The organism is Streptosporangium sp. NPDC002721, assembly GCF_042888905.1.
GTDB lineage: Bacteria > Actinomycetota > Actinomycetes > Streptosporangiales > Streptosporangiaceae > Streptosporangium.
The window spans coordinates 179,489-196,820 of the sequence record NZ_JBIAQI010000006.1; the positions used below are offsets into that span (position 1 = coordinate 179,489).

Consider the following 17,332-nt stretch of genomic DNA (forward strand, 5'->3'; position numbering starts at 1 on the left):
GCCCCTGTCCCCACCGCCACGACGCCCGCCCCCTATCCCCCCGCCGCCGTGGTGAAGCGCACGCGGCGGGGGCCTTCGACGAGCGGTTCCGGCAACCTCAGCGCCCCGGCGCCCGGGGTGATCGCGCCGAGGACGCGCGGACCGGACGCGCCCGTGCAGCCGGGGACCGTCGCTGGCAGCCCGTGCGCCGTCAGCCAGCCGAACAGCGAGAAGGCGATCGCCTCCTTGGCGTCGGCGGGGACGCCGAGCTCGTCGCTCGGCACGATGCGCGCGTCCCCGGCCCGCGCGGCCAGCATGGACATCAGGACCGGGTTGCGCACCCCTCCCCCGGAGACGACCACCGTCTCCAGCCGGTGGCGCCGGATCTCCGCCGCGACGGTCTCGGCGGTGAGCGCGGCCAGCGTCGCCAGCAGGTCGGGCAGGGCCGGTTCGTACGGCGCCGCCCTGGCCTCCAGGTATCCGAGGTGGAACAGCTCCTTGCCGGTGCTCTTCGGCGGCGGCGCCCGGTAGTACGGCTCGGCCAGCAGGTCCGCCAGCAGCTCCTCGTGCACCTCCCCCGAGGCGGCGAGGCGGCCGTCCTCGTCGTAGGGCGCGCCGGTGGCGGCCGACACCGCCGCGTCCATCAGCGCCGACGCCGGGCCGGTGTCGTAGGCCGTCCCCGCGTCCCGCACGGTCAGGTTCGCGATCCCGCCGAGGTTGAGCGCGCCGCTCGGCCCCGGCAGCCCGGTCAGGAGCAGCAGGTCGAGGTAGGAGACCAGCGGCGCGCCCTGCCCCCCGGCGGCCACGTCCCTGGCCCGCAGGTCGGAGACCACCGGCACGCCGGTCCGCTCGGCGATCCAGGCGGGCCGGCCCAGCTGCAGCGTGCCGCGCGCCCGGCCGTCCTCCACCCAGTGGAACATCGTCTGCCCGTGCGAGCAGACGAGGTCCACCGGCCCGCACGCCTCAGCGGCGTCGGCGAACGCCTGGCCGATCAGGGTGTCGAGCCGGCACACCTCGGCCATGTCGGCCGGGTTCGGCGGCAGCGCTCCGGCGACGCGCTCGCGCAGCCCTCTCTCGTACGGCCGCGTGCCGGTGTGCTCGACGGCACCGGTGAGCACGTCGCCGTCCAGGGACCAGTCGACGATCGCGCTGTCGATCCCGTCGTGGGACGTTCCCGACATCAAACCCAGAACGCGCATACTCCCCCCTTACGAACCCTCACGACCCCCCGGGCCGTCACCGCGCGCGGCGGGCGGTGCTGGGCGGGCTCAGGCGGCCGGCCCGGTCGACGGCCACCACGTGGTAGTACGCGCCCCCGGTGCCCCCGGCGCCCGCCGGGTCCGTCCAGCGCAGGTCGCGGCGGGCGGGGACGACCGCGATCAGGTGGCGGGCGTCGCCGAGATCCCCCGGCCCGGCCGGCCGGTCCAGCCGGAAGATGGCGTACTGGAACGGGACGTCACGGCCGCCGGCCAGGACGCGCAGCTCGACGCCGTCGCGGACCCGGCGCGCCAGGAGGACGAGCGGGCGGCCCGGCGCCCGGCCCGAGGCGAGCCTGGGCAGCAGCGGGGTGAGCGCGGGGCGGGTGTAGTGGCCGGTCACCACGGCGCTGATCGAGCCGATCCGGTCGTCGCGGACGTCGCCGGAGTTGTACCAGATGTCGCCGCCGACCTCGGGGTGGCCCTCGTTGAGGGTGAGGTGCCTGCTGAGCTCGTCGGGCCTGGCCCACTCGGCGGGCTGGCCCGCGGCCCCGGCCTTGTAGGCCGCCTGGCCGATCCACAGCTGGGTGCCCGTGCCCGCCGCCACGCCCGACCACCAGGGGACCAGCTTGGCGTAGTCGGCGTTGGACTGGCCGATGTACCAGTAGAGCTGCGGCGCGATGTAGTCGAGCCAGCCCTTCCTGACCCAGCCGCGCGTGTCGGCGTGCAGGTTGTCGTAGGACTGGCCGCCACTCGTCTCCGACCCCAGGGGGTCGGTGGCCCGGTTGCGCCAGATGCCCGAGGGGCTGATGCCCCAGGCGATCTCGGGCTTGACCCGCCGCACCCGCCGCTGCGTCTCCCGTACGAGAAGGTCGACGTTCTCGCGCCGCCAGGCCGCGAGGTCGGGGAAGCCCGCGCCGTGGCGGGCGTAGGCCTCGCTGTCGTCGAAGGCGGTGGTGTTGACCGGGTAGAAGTAGTCGTCGAAGTGCAGGCCGTCGATGTCGTACCTGGTGACCGCGTCCATCATCGCGTCCTGCACGAACGCGCGGACCTCGGGCATGCCGGGGTTGTAGTAGAGCTTGCCGCCGTAGGAGACGATCCAGTCGGGGTGCCTGCGGCCGGGGTGGTCGGGGTGCAGCAGGGCCGGGTCGGCCTGCATCGACACCCGGTAGGGGTTGAACCAGGCGTGGAAGGCGAGGCCGCGCCGGTGCGTCTCCGCCACCATGAAGGCCAGCGGGTCGTAGCCGGGGTCGCGCCCCTGGACTCCGGTCAGATACTGCGACCAGGGCTCGTACGGGGATGGCCAGAAGGCGTCGGCGGTGGGCCGGACCTGCACGAACACCGCGTTGAGCCCGCGGGCCCGCGCCAGGTCGAGCCAGCCGGCATACTCGGCCCTTTGTTGCTGGGCACTCAGCCCCGGCTTCGACGGCCAGTTGATGTTGGCGACCGAGGCGATCCACATGCCGCGCATCTGGCGCAGCGGCGGCACCCGCCCCGCCGAGACCTCCGAGACCTCCGAGACCTCCGAGGCTCCCGAGGCCTTCGAGTGGGCGGAGGCCGGGGTCCGGGCGGACAGGGGCGCGGCGGTCGCCGCGACGGCGAGGGCGAGGCCGCGCAGGACGGCTCGCCGGCTGGATGAGCTCATGCGGACTCCAGGGGTGTTCGGCCCGGGGCCGGGCCGGGGCGAGCCGGAGTCGGGGCCTGGGGCCGCCGCCCGGACACCGCCGGACCGCGCGAGGGCGGGCACCGGGGCGGGCGCGAAGACGGACATGAGGGCGGACGCGGGATGGGCGGACTCGGGAAGGACGGGCGCGGGAACGACCGCGAGACCGGCACGGGATCACAAGATCACAAGGTTACGAGTTCACGGGGTCACAGGGTCACACAGGCACGGGGCCACGGGTTCTCGATCGAGAGGATGACAGAAAGCTACTTCGAAGGCAATGATAATGAAGAAAATTGTCATCGATGGGTAATCTACCTTGAGACACCTCCCTCCGCCGACCTGTCAGAAGACGCCTGCCTCGATCGAGAGGGTGACCGCATGTCCCATCGCAGCCCCGGCCTGGCCCGGCTGGCCATGACCGTCCTCCAGCCGGGTTTCGACGGCACCGAGCCGCCCGGGTGGCTGCTCCGCGCGCTCGGCGAGGAGGGCCTCGGCGGGACCGTGCTGTTCGCCCGCAACCTCGACGGCCTCGGCCACACCGCCGATCTGGTCGCCCGGCTGCGCGCGGAGAACCCCGCCGCGGTGATCGCGGTGGACGAGGAGGGCGGCTCCGTCACCCGCCTGCAGGCCGCGCGGGGCAGCTCGTGGCCGGGCAACCGGGCGCTGGGCGTGGGCGACGACGTCGAGGCGACCGGGCTGGTCGCCCGGGAGATCGGCCGCCTCCTCGCCTCGGCCGACATCACCCTCGACTACGCCCCGGTGGCGGACGTCAACGCCAACCCGGCCAACCCGGTGATCGGCGTCCGCTCCTTCGGCGCCGATCCCGAGCTGGTCTCCCGGCACACCGCCGCCTGGATCTCCGGGCTCCAAGGGGCGGGGGTGGCCGCCTGCGCCAAGCACTTCCCCGGCCACGGCGACACCCACACCGACTCCCACCACGCCCTGCCGACCCTGCACGCCTCCTCCCGGCTCCTCGCCGAGCGTGACCTGCCCCCCTTCCGTACGGCGGTGGCCGCCGGGGTCCGGGCCGTCATGTGCGGGCACCTGCTGATCCCGGCCCTCGACCCGGAGAACCCCGCGACGCTGAGCAGGCGGATCACGACCGGGCTGCTCCGCGAGGAGATGGGATTCACCGGGATGATCGTCACCGACGCCATCGAGATGCGCGCCGTCGCGGCCCTCCTCCCGCCCGGGGAGATCGCGGTCCGCGCCCTGGCGGCCGGGGCCGACGCGATCTGCGCGGGCATCTCCGCCCCCGGCGGCGAGAACGTCCACGAGCTGCGCGACGCCATCGTGGACGCCGTACGGGAGGGCAGGCTCGGCGAGGAGCGGCTCGCCGAGGCCGCCTCCCGCGTGCTCGCCCTGTCCGGCTGGTACGCCTCGGAGGCCGCGGCGCGGGCGCGGGCGACGGGCACGGCCGCCCGGGGGGCGGGGCACGAGGGCGAGGAACTGGGCCTGCGGACCGCCCGCGCGGCCATCCGCGTCACCGCCACGGGCGCCCCGAGCGCCACGAACGTCACGAACGTCACAGGCGTCACGGCTGCCCCGAGCGCCACGAAGGTCACGGGCACCCCGGGCACCACAGCCGTGCTCTCCGGGCCGCCGCTGGTCGTCGACATCGCCCCCCGGTTGAGCGAGGCGGTCGAGCCGGGCCTGCTCACCGGTCTCATCGGTGCCCTCACCGAGCTGCTGCCGGGCACCGTCGGCCACGTCGTCACCGTGGAGAGGCCCGAGCTGCCCGACCTGGGCGACGAGAGCCGCCCGCTGGTGATGGTGGTGCACGACGCCGCGCGCCACCCCTGGGTCGGCGAGCTGCTGGCCCGGGCCGTCGCGCTGCGCCCCGACGCCGTGGTGGTCGAGACCGGGATGCCCGGCGAACCCTCCGGCGCCGTGTACGTGACCACGAACGGCATCTCCCGGGCTTCGGCCCGCGCCGTGGCCCGCTGGTTGACCGGTGACCAATAGGCTGTTTTATGACATGAAAGGCGCTTAATGAACGTCCTCGACGGCCCCACCCCCGTGAACCTGGTGGCCACGGTGAGGGCCGTCCTTCCCTCCCTCACCCCCGCGGCTCAGTCCATCGCCCGTCTCATCCTCGACGACCCCGGGGTGGTGGCCCGCAGCACCATCACCGAGTTCAGCGCGGCCTCCGGCACCAGCGAGGCCACGATCGTGCGCACCGCCAGGGCCCTGGGCTTCGCCGGGTACTCCCAGCTGCGCTTCGCCCTGGCCGCGGCGGTGGCCAGGGAGGAGCCCGAGCGGCTGGTCCCCGGCGACCTCGGCCCCGACGACCCGCTGACCGACGTGATCGCGAAGGTGGCCAGGGCCGAGTCGGAGGCGCTGGCCGACACCGCGGCGCAGCTCAACCCCGACCGGCTGGGCATGGTGGTGGAGGCGGTGGCCGGGGCGCGCAAGGTCGCCGTCTACGGGGTCGGCGCCTCCGGGCTGGTGGCGGCCGACATGGCGCAGAAGCTGATGCGGATCGGCCTGCCCGGCCACGCCTACACCGACGCGCACCTGGCGCTGACCAGCGCGGCGCTGGTACGCGACGACGACGTCGTGGTGGCGGTGAGCTGCACCGGCGAGACCCCCGACGTGCTGGCGCCGATGCGCGTCGCGCGGCGGGCGGGCGCGACCACGGTGGCCATCACCAACAACCCCCGCTCCTCCCTGGCCGGGCTCGCCGACCACGTCCTGGTCTCGGCGGGCCGGGAGACGGCCTTCCGCCCGGGGGCGCTGGCCAGCCGGATCAGCCAGCTCCTGATCGTCGACTGCATCTTCGTCGGCATCGCCCAGCGCACCTTCGAGACCTCGGACGCGGCGCTGAGGGCCACCAGGGACGCCATAGACGGCTTCAGGACCGACTACCGCCGCCGGAGCAGGCCCTCCTAGCCTGTCCCGGCTTCACACAGGGCCGGCCAAGGATCGGACCGCTTCCGGTCCCCCCTCCTCGTCTCACATCACGAGGACGCGGGTCCGCCCGCTCGGTGCCGCCCGGTCACGGCAGGGCACGAAGTACGGCGCGTGGCGACCTCGCCGCCTTCCGCCGTCGTCGCCTCCGGGTCCGGAGGCCCCGTTCACAGGCAACCGTAGAGCGCTTCCAGGATCGGGGGCCAGCGAGGGTCGGGGCCGGCGGGGGCGATGATCGTGCGGCTCGGCGTGTAGCCGAACCCGACACCGGCCACCGGGTCGGCGAAGGCGAGCGAGCCGCCCGACCCGCTGTGCCCGAACGCCTCCGCCCGGGGCGCGAAGGGGCGCACCTCGTTGGGGAGCATGTAGCCCAGGCCGAAACGGGTCCGGCCGCGCAGGACCTCGTCGAACCCGTCGCTGTGCGCCGTCGTGGCGCGTGCCAGCATCCCGGGGGCGAGGAGGTCGCCCGACAGGAGCCCGCCGTACAGGGTCGCCAGGGCTCTGGCGGAGGCGTGGCCGTTGGCGGCGGGGATCTGGGCGGCACGCCAGCGCCCGGTGTTCGGCAGGCCGGGCACGAGCTGGTCGGCCGGGTTGAGGAACGCCTTGGCGGTGACCGAGGCGGGGTCCGTCATCGCCTCGGCCAGCGGGGAATCCGCGGGCGTGGGCGGGCTTTCCGGCGGGAGCACGAACGCCGCCCGGTGCGCGTCCTTGCGGGCAAGCCCGATCGAGAGGTCGGGGACGCCGAGCTCTCCGGGGACCAGGTCGCGGATCTCCCTGCCGGTGACCCGGCGGAGCAGCTCGCCGACCAGCCAGCCGAACGTGACCGCGTGGTATCCGTGCCGCTCCCCCGGTGTCCACCACGGTTCCTCGGCGGCCAGCGCGCCCGCCATGGCGTCCCAGTCGTAGAGGCTTCCCGGTGGCAGCGGAGAGCGGACCGCGGGCAGCCCCGCGCGGTGGGAGAGCAGCTGGGCGACGGTGGCCTCCGAGGTGAACTCCGGCCAGTAGCGGGCCACGGGCGCGTCGAGGTCGACGAGCCCGCGCTGCGCGCACAGCAGGGCCACGGTCGCGACGACGCCCTTGGAGACCGAGAAGACGTTGACGACCGTGTCGCGACGCCACGGGCGGACGCCGCCCTCGTCGGCCGTGCCGAACCAGACGTCCACGACGGGACGGCCGCCCACGGTGACGGCCAGGGCCGCGCCTCCGGGACCGAGTCCCTCCCTGAGCGCCTCGACGACCGGGGTGAACGCGGGGTCGCAGAACATGATCTCCTCCTTCGATCACTAAACCTTAGTTGCGCAACTATGGTTGAGTATTAGACGGTGAATCGCGTGACGTCAAACCCGGTCGATCCCGGCGCAGCCGGAGACCTCTCCCTGCTCTTCGCCGCCCTGGCCGCCGCCTGCGACGCCGAGGTGCGCGGGCGCATGGCCGCGGCGGGTCACACCGAGGTCCGCACCGTCCACGGCTACGTCTTCCAGCACCTGCTCGGCGGCCCCGTCCGCGTCAGCGACCTGGCGGGACTGCTCGGCATGACACCGCAGGGCGCGTCCAAGGTCGTGACGGAGATGGAACGGATCGGCTACCTCACCCGCAGGGCCCATCCGGAGGACCGGCGGGCGCGCATCGTCGAGCTGACCGGGCACGGCAGGGACGCCGTCGAGGCCGGCCGGACGGCACGCGCCGCCGTCACCGCCGAGCTTCGCGCGGTCCTGGGTGAGACGGCGGCGGGCGATCTGGTGTCGTCACTCGATCGGCTGGCCGACCACACGGGCGCCATGCGCGAACTCCTCGCCCGCCGCCTCCGGCCCCGCTACGCGTGAACCCTCGCACCCCGTCCCGCGGGAGTCGTCCCTGCCCGCGAGCCTCGCGCCGCGCACGGAAGTTCCGCGGCGAGTCACGACGGCGCGTGGAGAGGACCTGACGGCGGTTCCCGGAGAACACCGCCGACAGGGGGTGGACCGCGGGCTCAGGACAGGCGCAGGGCCTCGGCGGCGACCGCGTGGCGCAGGTCGCGGATGCCCGCCCGGCCGCGCAGGGGGTGGACGTTGTTGGTCAGCAGGACGACGGTGAGCGCACGCCCCGGATCGACGACGAGCGAGGTCCCGGTGAAGCCGGAGTGGCCGTAGGCGTCGGCGAGCGGGCCGACGATCGCCGGGTCGCCGATCCGCACGCCCAGGCCGTGGCGGAAGTCCGCGCCCCTGACGCCGTGGTCGCGGGTGATCTCGGCGACCGCGCCGGGGCCCAGGATCGGCGCTCCCCCGGTGCGCAGCGCCTCGGCGAAGCGTACGAGGTCGTCGGCGGTGGAGAAGATCCCGGCGTGCCCGGCGACCCCGCCCAGGCCGTGCGCGGTCTCGTCGTGGACCTCGCCGCGCACGCATCCGGGGCCGGGGCGCTCGGGCTTGTGCTCGGTGGCGACGATCCGGGGCAGCAGGGACTCGGCGGGACGGTAGCCGGTGTCGGGCAGGCCCAGCGGATCGATGACCCGGGCGCGGGCGAGCTCGTCCAGGGACGCCCCGCCCGCGATCTCCGCCACCCGGCCCGCCGTGATCAGCCCGACGTCGGAGTAGAGGTAGCGCTCACCCACGGGGCCGACCGGCGGTGTCGAGAGGATCCGCTCCATCCGCGTGGCACGGATCTCCGGGCCGTCGCCGGGGATCTCCTCGTGGGCCCTGCGCCCCGGTGGCAGTCCCGCGGTGTGGGTGAGCAGGTGCCGCGGGGTGACCTCGGGGGCGCCGCCGTAGCAGCCGGGCAGCCGGGCCGCGACGGGCTCGTCCAGGTCGAGAAGGCCGTCCTCGGCCAGTGACAGGATGACGGCCGTGGTGAAGAGCTTGGTGATCGAGGCGAGGTCGAAGATCGAGTCACGGAGGGCGGGCGGCCGGTCCCCGGCGAGTTCCTCCGAGGCCGCCGAGTAGCGTACGGCCTCCCCCACCGCAGCGGCGGCCACCGTGGCCCCGCCCACGGCGATCACGGCCACCGCCGCCGAGCAGACGCGCGGCACCGCCGCCCCGAGGATCCCGGCGAGCCGGGCGCTCTCCCCCGGGCCGTCGTCCAGGCCGGGAACGGGAGCGAGAGCGGAAACAGGGCCGGAGCCGAGGGCCGGAGCCGGCGCCTCTTCGTCCGGGAGGTCAGGCACCCCTGGCCTGTCCCGCCGCCTCCAGTGCCGTCTCAAGGTCGCCGTGCCGCTCCAGCAGGACCCGGGCGCCGGCGGCGTCGAGGCCGTGCTCGATCATCAGTACCGCGACCTTCACGTGCCATCCGGCGGCCTCCAGCGCGGAACGGGCGGCGGAGAGGGCCGCCCCGGTGATGTCGCTGACCATCCTGGCGGCCCGGTCGGCCAGCTTGGAGTTCATCGCCGACACCTCGATCATGGTGTTGCCGTAGGTACGGCCCAGCTTGACCATCGTGATCGTGGAGATCATGTTGAGGACCAGCTTCTGCGCGGTCCCCGCCTTGAGCCTGGTGGAGCCGGTCACCACCTCCGGGCCGACGATCACCTCGATGGGGTGCCGGGCCTCGGCCGACAGCGGGGTCGCGGCGTTGCACGACAGCGCCACGGTCAGGGCGCCCCGGCGGTTCGCCTCGGCGAGCGCGCCGAGCACGAAGGGCGCGCGACCGCTGGCGGAGACGCCCACCACCGCGTCGAGCTCGCCCACCCCCCGTTCCGCGAGGGCGGCCGCTCCCCCGGCCCGGTCGTCCTCCGCGCCCTCGACCGAACGGGTCAGCGCGGGGACGCCGCCCGCGATGACCCCCTGGACGAGCTCGGGATCGGTACCGAAGGTCGGCGGGCACTCCGAGGCGTCCAGCACGGCCAGCCGGCCGGAGGTCCCCGCTCCCACGTAGAACAGGCGGCCCCCGGCCTTCATCCGGGCCACGACCGCGTCCACCGCCGCCGAGATCTCCGGGATCGCCTCGGCCACCGCGGCGGGCACCGCGGTGTCCGCCGCGTTCATCAGCCGGGCCACCTGGTCGGTGGGAAGCCGGTCGATCCGGCTGTAGCGCGGATCGCTCTGCTCGGTCGAGAGCGTGGACAGTGTGACAAGCTGATCACTCATGACGTCCCATGTCGTTAGTTTTCCTGATCTCACTACCGCTAAGTAGACGATCTTCTGACGCTGAGGGCGCTACGGGCACCTACCCGATGGGAGCCCGCCCATCGGCCCGCCCCGGCGGGCGGGAGCCGTGACCGGCGGGCCACGGCGGTGCGAAGGCCGTCACGGCGGGGCCCTCACGGCAGGTCACGGCGGTAGAGCCAGAAGACCCGCTCGGCGTGCGCGCCGACCGCCCTGGCGTAGAAGCGCAGCGGCCCCACCCAGCCGATCTGGGCGCTCGACATGCCCGCGGCCCGCTGCTCGGCCAGGCAGCGGCGTACGAGCACGCGGCCGACCCCGAGCCCTCGCGCGGCCGGTGCGGTGCCCATCGGGCCGAACCAGGAGGGGCGCGAACCCCACGCGGCGAAACCGAGGATCTCGCCCTCCCTGACGGCGTAGTGGCAGCCGGTGGCCTGCTCCGCCTCCCAGGCCCAGTTGGCGTTCCACTGCTCCTCGACGAAGGCCGACACGGCGGCGCGGTCCCCGGGGGCGGCGGCGTGCACGGTGACCCCGGAGGCCGCCAGCCGCGCGAGGTCGGTGTCGGCGGAGAGGTCTCCGGTGAGGTCGGCGGTCATGTTCCAGGCGACCCGGTAGCGCTCGTAGCCGAGGCCCTCGGCCAGGCAGGCGGCCTCGGTGTAGCGCACGTCGATGCCGGGCCAGGCGTAGCAGGGCGGGTTGCCGGCGAACCGGGCCTCGGTCGCCCCCCGGGCGCGCAGCCAGTCCTCGGCCGCGGCGACCAGCGCCCGGCCGAGCCCCCCTCCCCGTGCCTCGGGGCGTACGGCGAGCAGGTCGATGTGGCCCGCGTGCGCGTCGCGCGCCGAGGTGGAGACGAACGCCACGCCGTCGAGGTCGCGTGTCACCAGCGCCGTCCAGGACCGGTGGGCGGGCGGCGCGGCGAGCCTGGCGACCAGGCTCGCGGCCTCGTCCGTGTCGTGGGTGAGCGCGGCCGAGGCGATCCTCGCGAGCGCCGCCATGTCGGCGGCGGCGGCCTCGCGGATCCCGAACGCCGCGTACGGCCTGGACATCTCGCGGATCCCCGGCGTCTCCGAGGCTCTCGACGTCTCAGCGGCTCCCGGCGCCTCGGGGACCGCCGGCGCCTCCGGGGTCCCCGGCGTTCCGGGAACCCCGGGCGCTTCGGAGGCTCCTGCCCCCTCGCGACTTCCGGACGCCTCGCCCGCGCTCCACGGCCCCGCCTCGGGACCGTTTCCCAGCGGGCTCACGGGTGACCGACCGGCATGGCGACGACCTTGCGGGGAGCGGGGTGGAAACAGGCGTGCTCCTGGGGCGTGCCGCCGCCGTGGCCGAGCAGCGGGTGCTCGGACTCGCAGCGGCCGGTACGGAACGGGCAGCGCCGGGCGAACAGGCAGCCCGCGTCGAGGCGGCTCTCGTCGAGCGCCCCGGTCGGCGTCACCGGCTCCTCGCCGGGCCGCTCCAGGCCGTGCAGCACGGGGATCGCCGACAGCAGCGACTGGGTGTACGGGTGCACCGGGCCGGAGATGATCGTCTCGACGTGGCCGCGCTCGACGACCTCCCCCCGGTAGATGACGTACAGCTCGCCGTCGTCACCGATGTAGCGGGCGGTCGCCACGTCGTGGGTGATGAACAGCACGCTCACCCCGAGGCGCTCGCGCAGGTCCTTGAGCAGGGCGAGGATGCCCAGCCGCAGCGACACGTCGATCATGGAGACGGCCTCGTCGGCGACGAGCATCTCGGGGTCGACGGTGAGGGCGCGGGCGATCACGACCCGCTGGCGCATGCCGCCGGAGAGCTGGTGGGGGTAGCGGGGCAGCACGTAGCCGGGGTCGAGGCCGACCAGTTCCAGCAGCTCCTGGGCACGCCCGTCCACCCACGCCCGCGACCGGCCGGTCTGCGCGGCCCGCAGCGACAGCGGCGCGTCCAGCGTCTGGTACACCGTCCGGGTCGGGTTGAGCGCGGAGTACGGGTCCTGGTGGATGAGCTGGATGCGGCGGAAGAAGGGCTCGCGCTGCTTGGGGCGCAGCGACGACATGGGCGTGCCGTCGATGGTGATCTCTCCGGAGTCGTGGCTCTCCAGCCCGGCGATGATCCGCCCGAGCGTCGTCTTGCCGCAGCCCGACTCCCCGATGAACGACGCCGCCCCGCCCTTCGGGATGGCGAAGTCGACGCCGCGCAGCGCCTTCACCTCCCGCCCGGCGAGGAAACCGCCCCGCTGCCTGAAGGTCTTCGTGACTCCCTGCCCAGTGATCACGCCTTCTCCCTCGGTCCGTGTGCCCGGGCGACCCACCCGGCTCCCCGCGGAACCGCGCCCCGGTCCTCGTACGCGGTCCCGTTCCCGGTCCCGGCCCCGTTCCCGGTCCCGTTCTCGGCCCCGTTCGCGATCCCGGCCCCGTTCGCGATCCCGGCCCCGTTCGCGATCCCGGCCCCGTTCGCGGTCCCGGCCGCACCACGCGCGACGGTCCCGGTTCCGGTACGCGCGACGGTCCCGGTTCCGGTACGCGCGGCGCCCGCGCCCGCCCTCGCGTCCTCCTCCGCGTGGCGGGCGGCGACGGCGTGGCAGGCCACGATCCACTCGCCGCGCGAGACGGCGGGCGGCTCCTCGGTCTCGCAGACGTCCATGCGCAGCTCGCAGCGCTCCCTGAAGACGCATCCCCGCGACGGGACGGTCCCAAGCGTCGGCGGGCGGCCGGGCAGCGCCCTGGCCTCCCCGATGTCGCCGATCAGGCGCGGGATGGCCTGGAGCAGGCCCCGGGTGTAGGGGTGGCGGGGGGCGCCGAGCACCTCGGTGGTCGGCCCCTGCTCCACCACGCGCCCGCCGTACATGACGGCGAGCCGGTCGGCCACCTCGGCCACCACGCCGAGGTCGTGGGTGATGACGAGCGTGGTGAGCCCGCGCTCCTCGTGGACCTCCCTGATGATCCGCAGGATCGTGGCCTGGGTGATCATGTCGAGGGCGGTCGTGGGCTCGTCCAGGATGACGAGGTGGGCGTTGAGCACCAGCGCGAGCATGATGCCGACCCGCTGGCGCATCCCGCCGGAGAGCTCGTGCTGGTGGGAGTCGAGCACGCGCGCGCCGTCCATGCCCATCCTGCCGAGCAGGTCCTTGGCGTCCCTGACCAGTCCCCGCAGGTCCTGGACGTCGTGCGAGCGGCCCAGGTCGAGAAGCTGCTTTCCGACCGTCTTGAGGGGGTTGAGGGAGTTCTGGGCGGCCTGGAAGACGTACCCGATGTGCCGTCCCCGCGCCCGGCGCAGGTCGTCGCCCCGCAGCCCGATGACGTCGCCGAGCCCGTCGATCTCCACGCTGCCCGAGCGGATCCTGCCGGGGGGCTGGACCGCGTTGAGCAGCGACAGCGCCAGGGTGGACTTGCCGGAACCCGACTCGCCGACCACGCCGGTGATCGTCCCGGGCACCAGTTCGAGATCGATCCCCGCGACCGCGGGCAGCTCTCCCGCCGACGTCCGGTAGACGACGGACAGGTCGTCGACGCGCACCCTCGGCGGGCCGCTCCTCGCGGCGTCGCGGGTGGCCGTGGCGCTCCCGGAAACCTCCGGCTTCCCGGCGACTCGGGTGCCCCAGGTCCGTACGGCCGCGGACAGCCGCTCGCCCGGTGTCGCGGACGCCTTCTCCGAATCCGAACGTGTGAACATCTGGTCAGTCCTCCCGCAGCCGGGGGTTGAAGATCTCGTCCATCGCGTCGACGACGAGGACGATGCCCAGGGTGAGCAGCAGGATCGCCAGCAGCGGCGCCAGCATGTACGGCAGCGCGGTGGTCGTCGTCAGCGCGCCGCCGCCGAACACGGCGAGGTTGAGCATGACGCCCCAGTTGTTGGCGTCGAACGGCAGGACGCCCAGGAAGAACAGGCCCACCTGCGCGTACACCGCGCCGGTCACCGCGATGAGCATGTTCATCGCGATGAAGGGGGCCATGCTGGGCAGCAGTTCCCTGCCGATGATGTGCCGTCCGGACAGCCCGAGCCCCCTGGCCGCCTCGATGAAGCCGCGCTCGCGCAGCGAGAGGGTCTGCGCCCGTACGGCGCGCGCCACGCCGCCCCAGCCGAGGAGCCCGAGCACCAGGCCCATCTCGATCGCGCTGGTGAACTTCCAGACGGTCGACAGGACCAGCAGCAGCGGGAGGGCGGGGATGGTCAGCTTCATGTCGGTGATCCGCATGAGCACGGCGTCCCAGCGCCCGCGCCGGAACCCCGCGAACAGCCCGACGGCGGTGCCGAGGGCGACCGTGATGACGGCCGTGACCAGGGCGGTCATCAGGACGTACCGGGACCCGGTGACCACCAGGGCGAGCACGTCGGTGCCCTCGAAGTCGGTGCCGAAGGGGTGCGCCAGGCTCGGCGCGGCGTAGAGGGCGTTGTCGTCGCGCGGCAGCCGCGCGGGGTAGAGCAGCGGCCCGAAGATCCCCATGAACGCGAACACGCCCAGGATGACCACGCCCACGATCCGGCTGGGCTTGCGCCGCAGGACCCGCCAGACGCCGCGCCAGAAGTTGCGCCGCAGCGTCGAGCGGGTGCCGGAGACGCCCGGGGTCCCCGGAGCCCCCGGGGTTCCCGGAGCACCGGGAGCACCGGGAGTGCCGGGAGCGGTGATGACCGGCGCCGTCATGCGGCCACCCCCGCCGCCCGCGCGTCCGCCGCCCGCGCGCCCGTCCGGCCGTCTCCCACGGCTTTCCTGATTTTTCCGGTCATGACGCCTCCTGTCCGGAACGGACCCGCGGGTCGATGGCGGTGTAGAGCATGTCGGCCACGATGTTGGCGATGACGATCGCCACGGTGATCAGCAGGAAGGCCCCGCCCATCAGCGCGTAGTCGCGGTCGGTGATGCTGTTGAGCAGCAGCAGGCCCAGCCCCGGGTAGGTGAAGATCCGCTCGATGAAGATCGCGCCGCCGAACAGCAGGCCCAGCGAGAGCGCCAGGATGGTGAACAGCGGCAGGATCGCGTTGCGCGCCACGTAGCGGAAGATGGTCCCGCGCCTCATGCCGCGCAGCTCGGCGGCGAGGATGAAGTCGTCGCCCAGCACGGTGACCACGCTCGACTTCATCGCCAGGATCCAGCCTCCGTACCCGGCCAGCGCGTAGGTCAGGACCGGCAGCGTGGCGTACTGGATCAGCGAGCCGAGGTAGGCGGCGTTGAGGCCGGGTTCGAGCGTGACGTCCGCGGTGCCGCTGGAGGGGAAGATCGGCAGCAGGGTGGTGAAGACCGCGCTCAGCAGCAGCGCGAGGACGTACTGCGGCAGGCCGTGCAGGAGCGAGCCGGAGACGGCGAGGATGTCCCCCAGCTTGCTCGACCGCTTGATCGCCGCGTAGACGCCCAGGATGATGCCGACCGCGAAGCTGAGCAGGGTGCCGACGAGGACCGGCAGGATCGTCCAGGTGGCCGCCGAGGCGAGCAGGGTGGTCACCTCCGCGCCGGGGACGCTCAGCGACTGGCCGAGGTCGAGGTGGAACAGGCCCCGCATGTAGTCGAGGTACTGCTCCCACATCGTGCCCTTGGGCATGAACCCGTACAGCACCGCGACGGCGCGCTCGGCCTGGTCGGGCGACATGCCCTGCTCGACCAGCTTCTCGTAGCGGGCCCGCATCGGGTCGCCGGGGATGTTCCTGATGATCACGAAGCTGATCGTGGTGACCACCAGGACCATGGCGAGCCCGCGGACGAGGTGGCCCGCGAGGCGGCGTGCGACGACCGTCATGCGCGGTCCTTCCTCTTGACCATGCCGAGCTGGAGCCAGACCCCGGAGGTGAGGCGCAGCGCGTCGCTGTCGTCACCCGGGAATCCGGTGAAACGGGTGGTGTTGACGACCTGGGTGTTGACGTAGTCCCACAGCTGGATCACCGGGAGGTCCTGGTTGGCGGTCCTGGCGAGGTCGGCGACGATCCGCCGCTGCTCGGCCTCGGGAACGGAGTTCAATTTCACCGCCAGCTCGCCGGGGTTGACCCTGCCCACGCCCCTGACGTCGATGAGCTCGGCGCCGCCCATCCAGTTGCCCTCCGTGCCGGGGGCGACGTGCTTGAGCCTGCCGCCGAAGAGCTGCCAGCCGTTCTGGGCCCCGTACAGGCGCTGAAAGATGTTGTACGGCGCGGGGCCGAGGGCCACCAGCCAGAAGCCGAGGTCGTACTTCCCGGCCGCCATCTCCTCCAGGTAGAGGGGGTAGTCGGCGGTGGTGACGACCTGCGCGTCGATCCCGGCGTCGTTGAGCTGGCTGGTGACGGCCTTGGCCCCGGCCAGCCAGTCGGAGAAGGAGGCGGGCACGTTGATGGTCATCTTCCAGGGGCTGCCGTCGGGCATCGCCCACTTCCCGTCGACCTTCCGCATGCCCGCGGCCCGCAGCTCGCTCGCGGCCCTGGCGGGGTCGTGCCGGTAGGGCTCCAGGGCGGCGAGGCCGTCGCCCAGCCACGCCTTCGCGGCCCGCTGGTGCAGGCCGGAGGTGGTGACCGAGGCGGTGCCGCCCTCGGGGGAGGCGACCTTGGTGACCTGCCTGCGGTCGATCAGGTAGGCCAGTGCCCGGCGGACGTGCACGTTGTCGTACGGCTTCCTGGACTGGTTGAACGCCAGCCCCTCGCTGACGGGCGAGTATCCCCTGACGACGGCGTTGCCCGAGGTCTCGGTGATCCGCCGCATCACCCCGGCCGGGACCGCGGTGAACGGCGCGCTGTCCAGCCTTCCGGCGACCAGGTAGTTCCAGACCTGCTCGTTGCCGGTGTAGTTGAGGATGCGCACCTGGTCGGCGGCGACGTTGGCCGCGTTGTAGAAGTTCCTGTTCTTCACCAGCAGCGCCTCGCCCGGGTTGACGCGCTTCAGGACGAACGGTCCGGCGGAGACGTCCCTGGCCGGGGCGAAGGAGATGACCTTGTCCGCGAGGCTGGTGATCCCGGCCCGTGCCGCGTCGGCGCCGGGGGCGGTGCTCTGCGCGAGCTTCAGCTTCTGCCAGAAGTCGGCGGGCAGCACGCCGCGCCAGACGTGCTCGGGGACGATGACGGTCTCCATCACGCTGCGGACGAAGGAGGAGCTCGGGTTCTTCGCCGCCTGGGTGATCCTGATCGTCCTGTCGTCCAGGATCTTGATGTCGGAGGCCGTACCCGCCGCGGAGGGGTCGAGGGCGTAGGCGGTGCCGCCCTGGGTGTAGGCCAGGCCGATGGAGAACCTCACGTCCTCGGCGGTGATCGGCTCGCCGTCGGACCACTTCCCGCCCGGGTGGAGCCGAAGGGTGATCGAGGACTGGTCGGGAGCGATCTCCCAGCTCTGCGCGACCCCCGGGTAGAACTGGTTGGGATCGGTCAGATGGTTCTTGGTCCACCCGAGCCACTCGGCGTTGTAGCCCCGGAAGGTGTTGCCCTTGGGGTTGTACGGGTTGATCGGCGCGTTCGCGTCGATGCCCGGCTTGAGGGCGTCGATCGTGGTGAAGACGCCACCGGCGGAGCTGTCGCCACCGCTGCCGCACGCCGCGGTGGCGGCGGCCAGGCAGAGGGAGACCGCTGCCGCTGCTAGTCGCTTCATGAAC

14 protein-coding genes are annotated in these 17,332 nt (G+C 73.5%); 3 read left to right on the top strand and 11 right to left on the bottom strand.

Features of this window, described 5'->3' with window-relative positions; translation table 11 throughout:
- Nucleotides 1-32 precede the first annotated feature (32 nt).
- The gene (locus ACFYWM_RS10040; RefSeq protein WP_389911529.1) at nucleotides 33-1,178 is read right to left on the bottom strand and encodes an anhydro-N-acetylmuramic acid kinase; all 1,146 of its coding nucleotides are present in this window, start codon (nucleotides 1,176-1,178) and stop codon (nucleotides 33-35) included.
- Nucleotides 1,179-1,215: 37 nt separating this feature from the next.
- Nucleotides 1,216-2,820: a glycoside hydrolase family 10 protein gene (locus ACFYWM_RS10045; RefSeq protein ID WP_389911532.1), complete on the bottom strand. Its 1,605-nt coding sequence runs from the start codon at nucleotides 2,818-2,820 to the stop codon at nucleotides 1,216-1,218.
- A gap of 399 nt (nucleotides 2,821-3,219) precedes the next feature.
- Here ACFYWM_RS10045 and ACFYWM_RS10050 point away from each other — a divergent pair, with 399 nt between their 5' ends.
- Nucleotides 3,220-4,806, top strand: a complete 1,587-nt coding sequence (locus ACFYWM_RS10050) for a glycoside hydrolase family 3 protein (RefSeq protein WP_389911536.1) — start codon at nucleotides 3,220-3,222, stop codon at nucleotides 4,804-4,806.
- Nucleotides 4,807-4,833: 27 nt separating this feature from the next.
- Entirely contained in the window at nucleotides 4,834-5,733 is a 900-nt protein-coding gene (locus ACFYWM_RS10055; RefSeq protein WP_389911538.1) for a MurR/RpiR family transcriptional regulator, read from the top strand.
- A 185-nt stretch (nucleotides 5,734-5,918) separates the two neighbouring features.
- Here the strand turns inward: ACFYWM_RS10055 and ACFYWM_RS10060 are convergent, their stop codons facing one another.
- Nucleotides 5,919-7,016: a serine hydrolase domain-containing protein gene (locus ACFYWM_RS10060; RefSeq protein WP_389911541.1), complete on the bottom strand. Its 1,098-nt coding sequence runs from the start codon at nucleotides 7,014-7,016 to the stop codon at nucleotides 5,919-5,921.
- A 66-nt stretch (nucleotides 7,017-7,082) separates the two neighbouring features.
- Here ACFYWM_RS10060 and ACFYWM_RS10065 point away from each other — a divergent pair, with 66 nt between their 5' ends.
- Nucleotides 7,083-7,574: a MarR family winged helix-turn-helix transcriptional regulator gene (locus ACFYWM_RS10065; RefSeq protein WP_389911543.1), complete on the top strand. Its 492-nt coding sequence runs from the start codon at nucleotides 7,083-7,085 to the stop codon at nucleotides 7,572-7,574.
- Between the two features lie 146 nt (nucleotides 7,575-7,720).
- Here the strand turns inward: ACFYWM_RS10065 and ACFYWM_RS10070 are convergent, their stop codons facing one another.
- The 8 genes from ACFYWM_RS10070 to ACFYWM_RS10105 form a co-directional block, all read right to left on the bottom strand.
- Nucleotides 7,721-8,887, bottom strand: a complete 1,167-nt coding sequence (locus tag ACFYWM_RS10070) for a serine hydrolase domain-containing protein (RefSeq protein WP_389911546.1) — start codon at nucleotides 8,885-8,887, stop codon at nucleotides 7,721-7,723.
- The gene (murQ, locus tag ACFYWM_RS10075; protein ID WP_389911549.1) at nucleotides 8,880-9,806 is read right to left on the bottom strand and encodes an N-acetylmuramic acid 6-phosphate etherase; all 927 of its coding nucleotides are present in this window, start codon (nucleotides 9,804-9,806) and stop codon (nucleotides 8,880-8,882) included. Before murQ ends, ACFYWM_RS10070 begins: the two co-directional genes overlap by 8 nt.
- 173 nt (nucleotides 9,807-9,979) lie before the next feature.
- Entirely contained in the window at nucleotides 9,980-10,867 is an 888-nt protein-coding gene (locus ACFYWM_RS10080; RefSeq protein ID WP_389911552.1) for a GNAT family N-acetyltransferase, read from the bottom strand.
- A 191-nt stretch (nucleotides 10,868-11,058) separates the two neighbouring features.
- Nucleotides 11,059-12,069, bottom strand: a complete 1,011-nt coding sequence (locus ACFYWM_RS10085; RefSeq protein ID WP_389911554.1) for an ABC transporter ATP-binding protein — start codon at nucleotides 12,067-12,069, stop codon at nucleotides 11,059-11,061.
- On the bottom strand, nucleotides 12,066-13,466 hold the full coding sequence (locus ACFYWM_RS10090) for an ABC transporter ATP-binding protein (protein ID WP_389911557.1): 1,401 nt from the start codon (nucleotides 13,464-13,466) through the stop codon (nucleotides 12,066-12,068). The genes ACFYWM_RS10085 and ACFYWM_RS10090 overlap by 4 nt, the downstream gene beginning before the upstream one ends.
- A 4-nt stretch (nucleotides 13,467-13,470) precedes the next feature.
- Nucleotides 13,471-14,436: an ABC transporter permease subunit gene (locus tag ACFYWM_RS10095; RefSeq protein ID WP_389911560.1), complete on the bottom strand. Its 966-nt coding sequence runs from the start codon at nucleotides 14,434-14,436 to the stop codon at nucleotides 13,471-13,473.
- A 79-nt stretch (nucleotides 14,437-14,515) separates the two neighbouring features.
- Nucleotides 14,516-15,523, bottom strand: coding sequence for an ABC transporter permease (locus ACFYWM_RS10100; protein ID WP_389911562.1), 1,008 nt, complete (start codon nucleotides 15,521-15,523; stop codon nucleotides 14,516-14,518).
- The gene (locus ACFYWM_RS10105; protein WP_389911565.1) at nucleotides 15,520-17,328 is read right to left on the bottom strand and encodes an ABC transporter substrate-binding protein; all 1,809 of its coding nucleotides are present in this window, start codon (nucleotides 17,326-17,328) and stop codon (nucleotides 15,520-15,522) included. Before ACFYWM_RS10105 ends, ACFYWM_RS10100 begins: the two co-directional genes overlap by 4 nt.
- Nucleotides 17,329-17,332 lie beyond the last annotated feature (4 nt).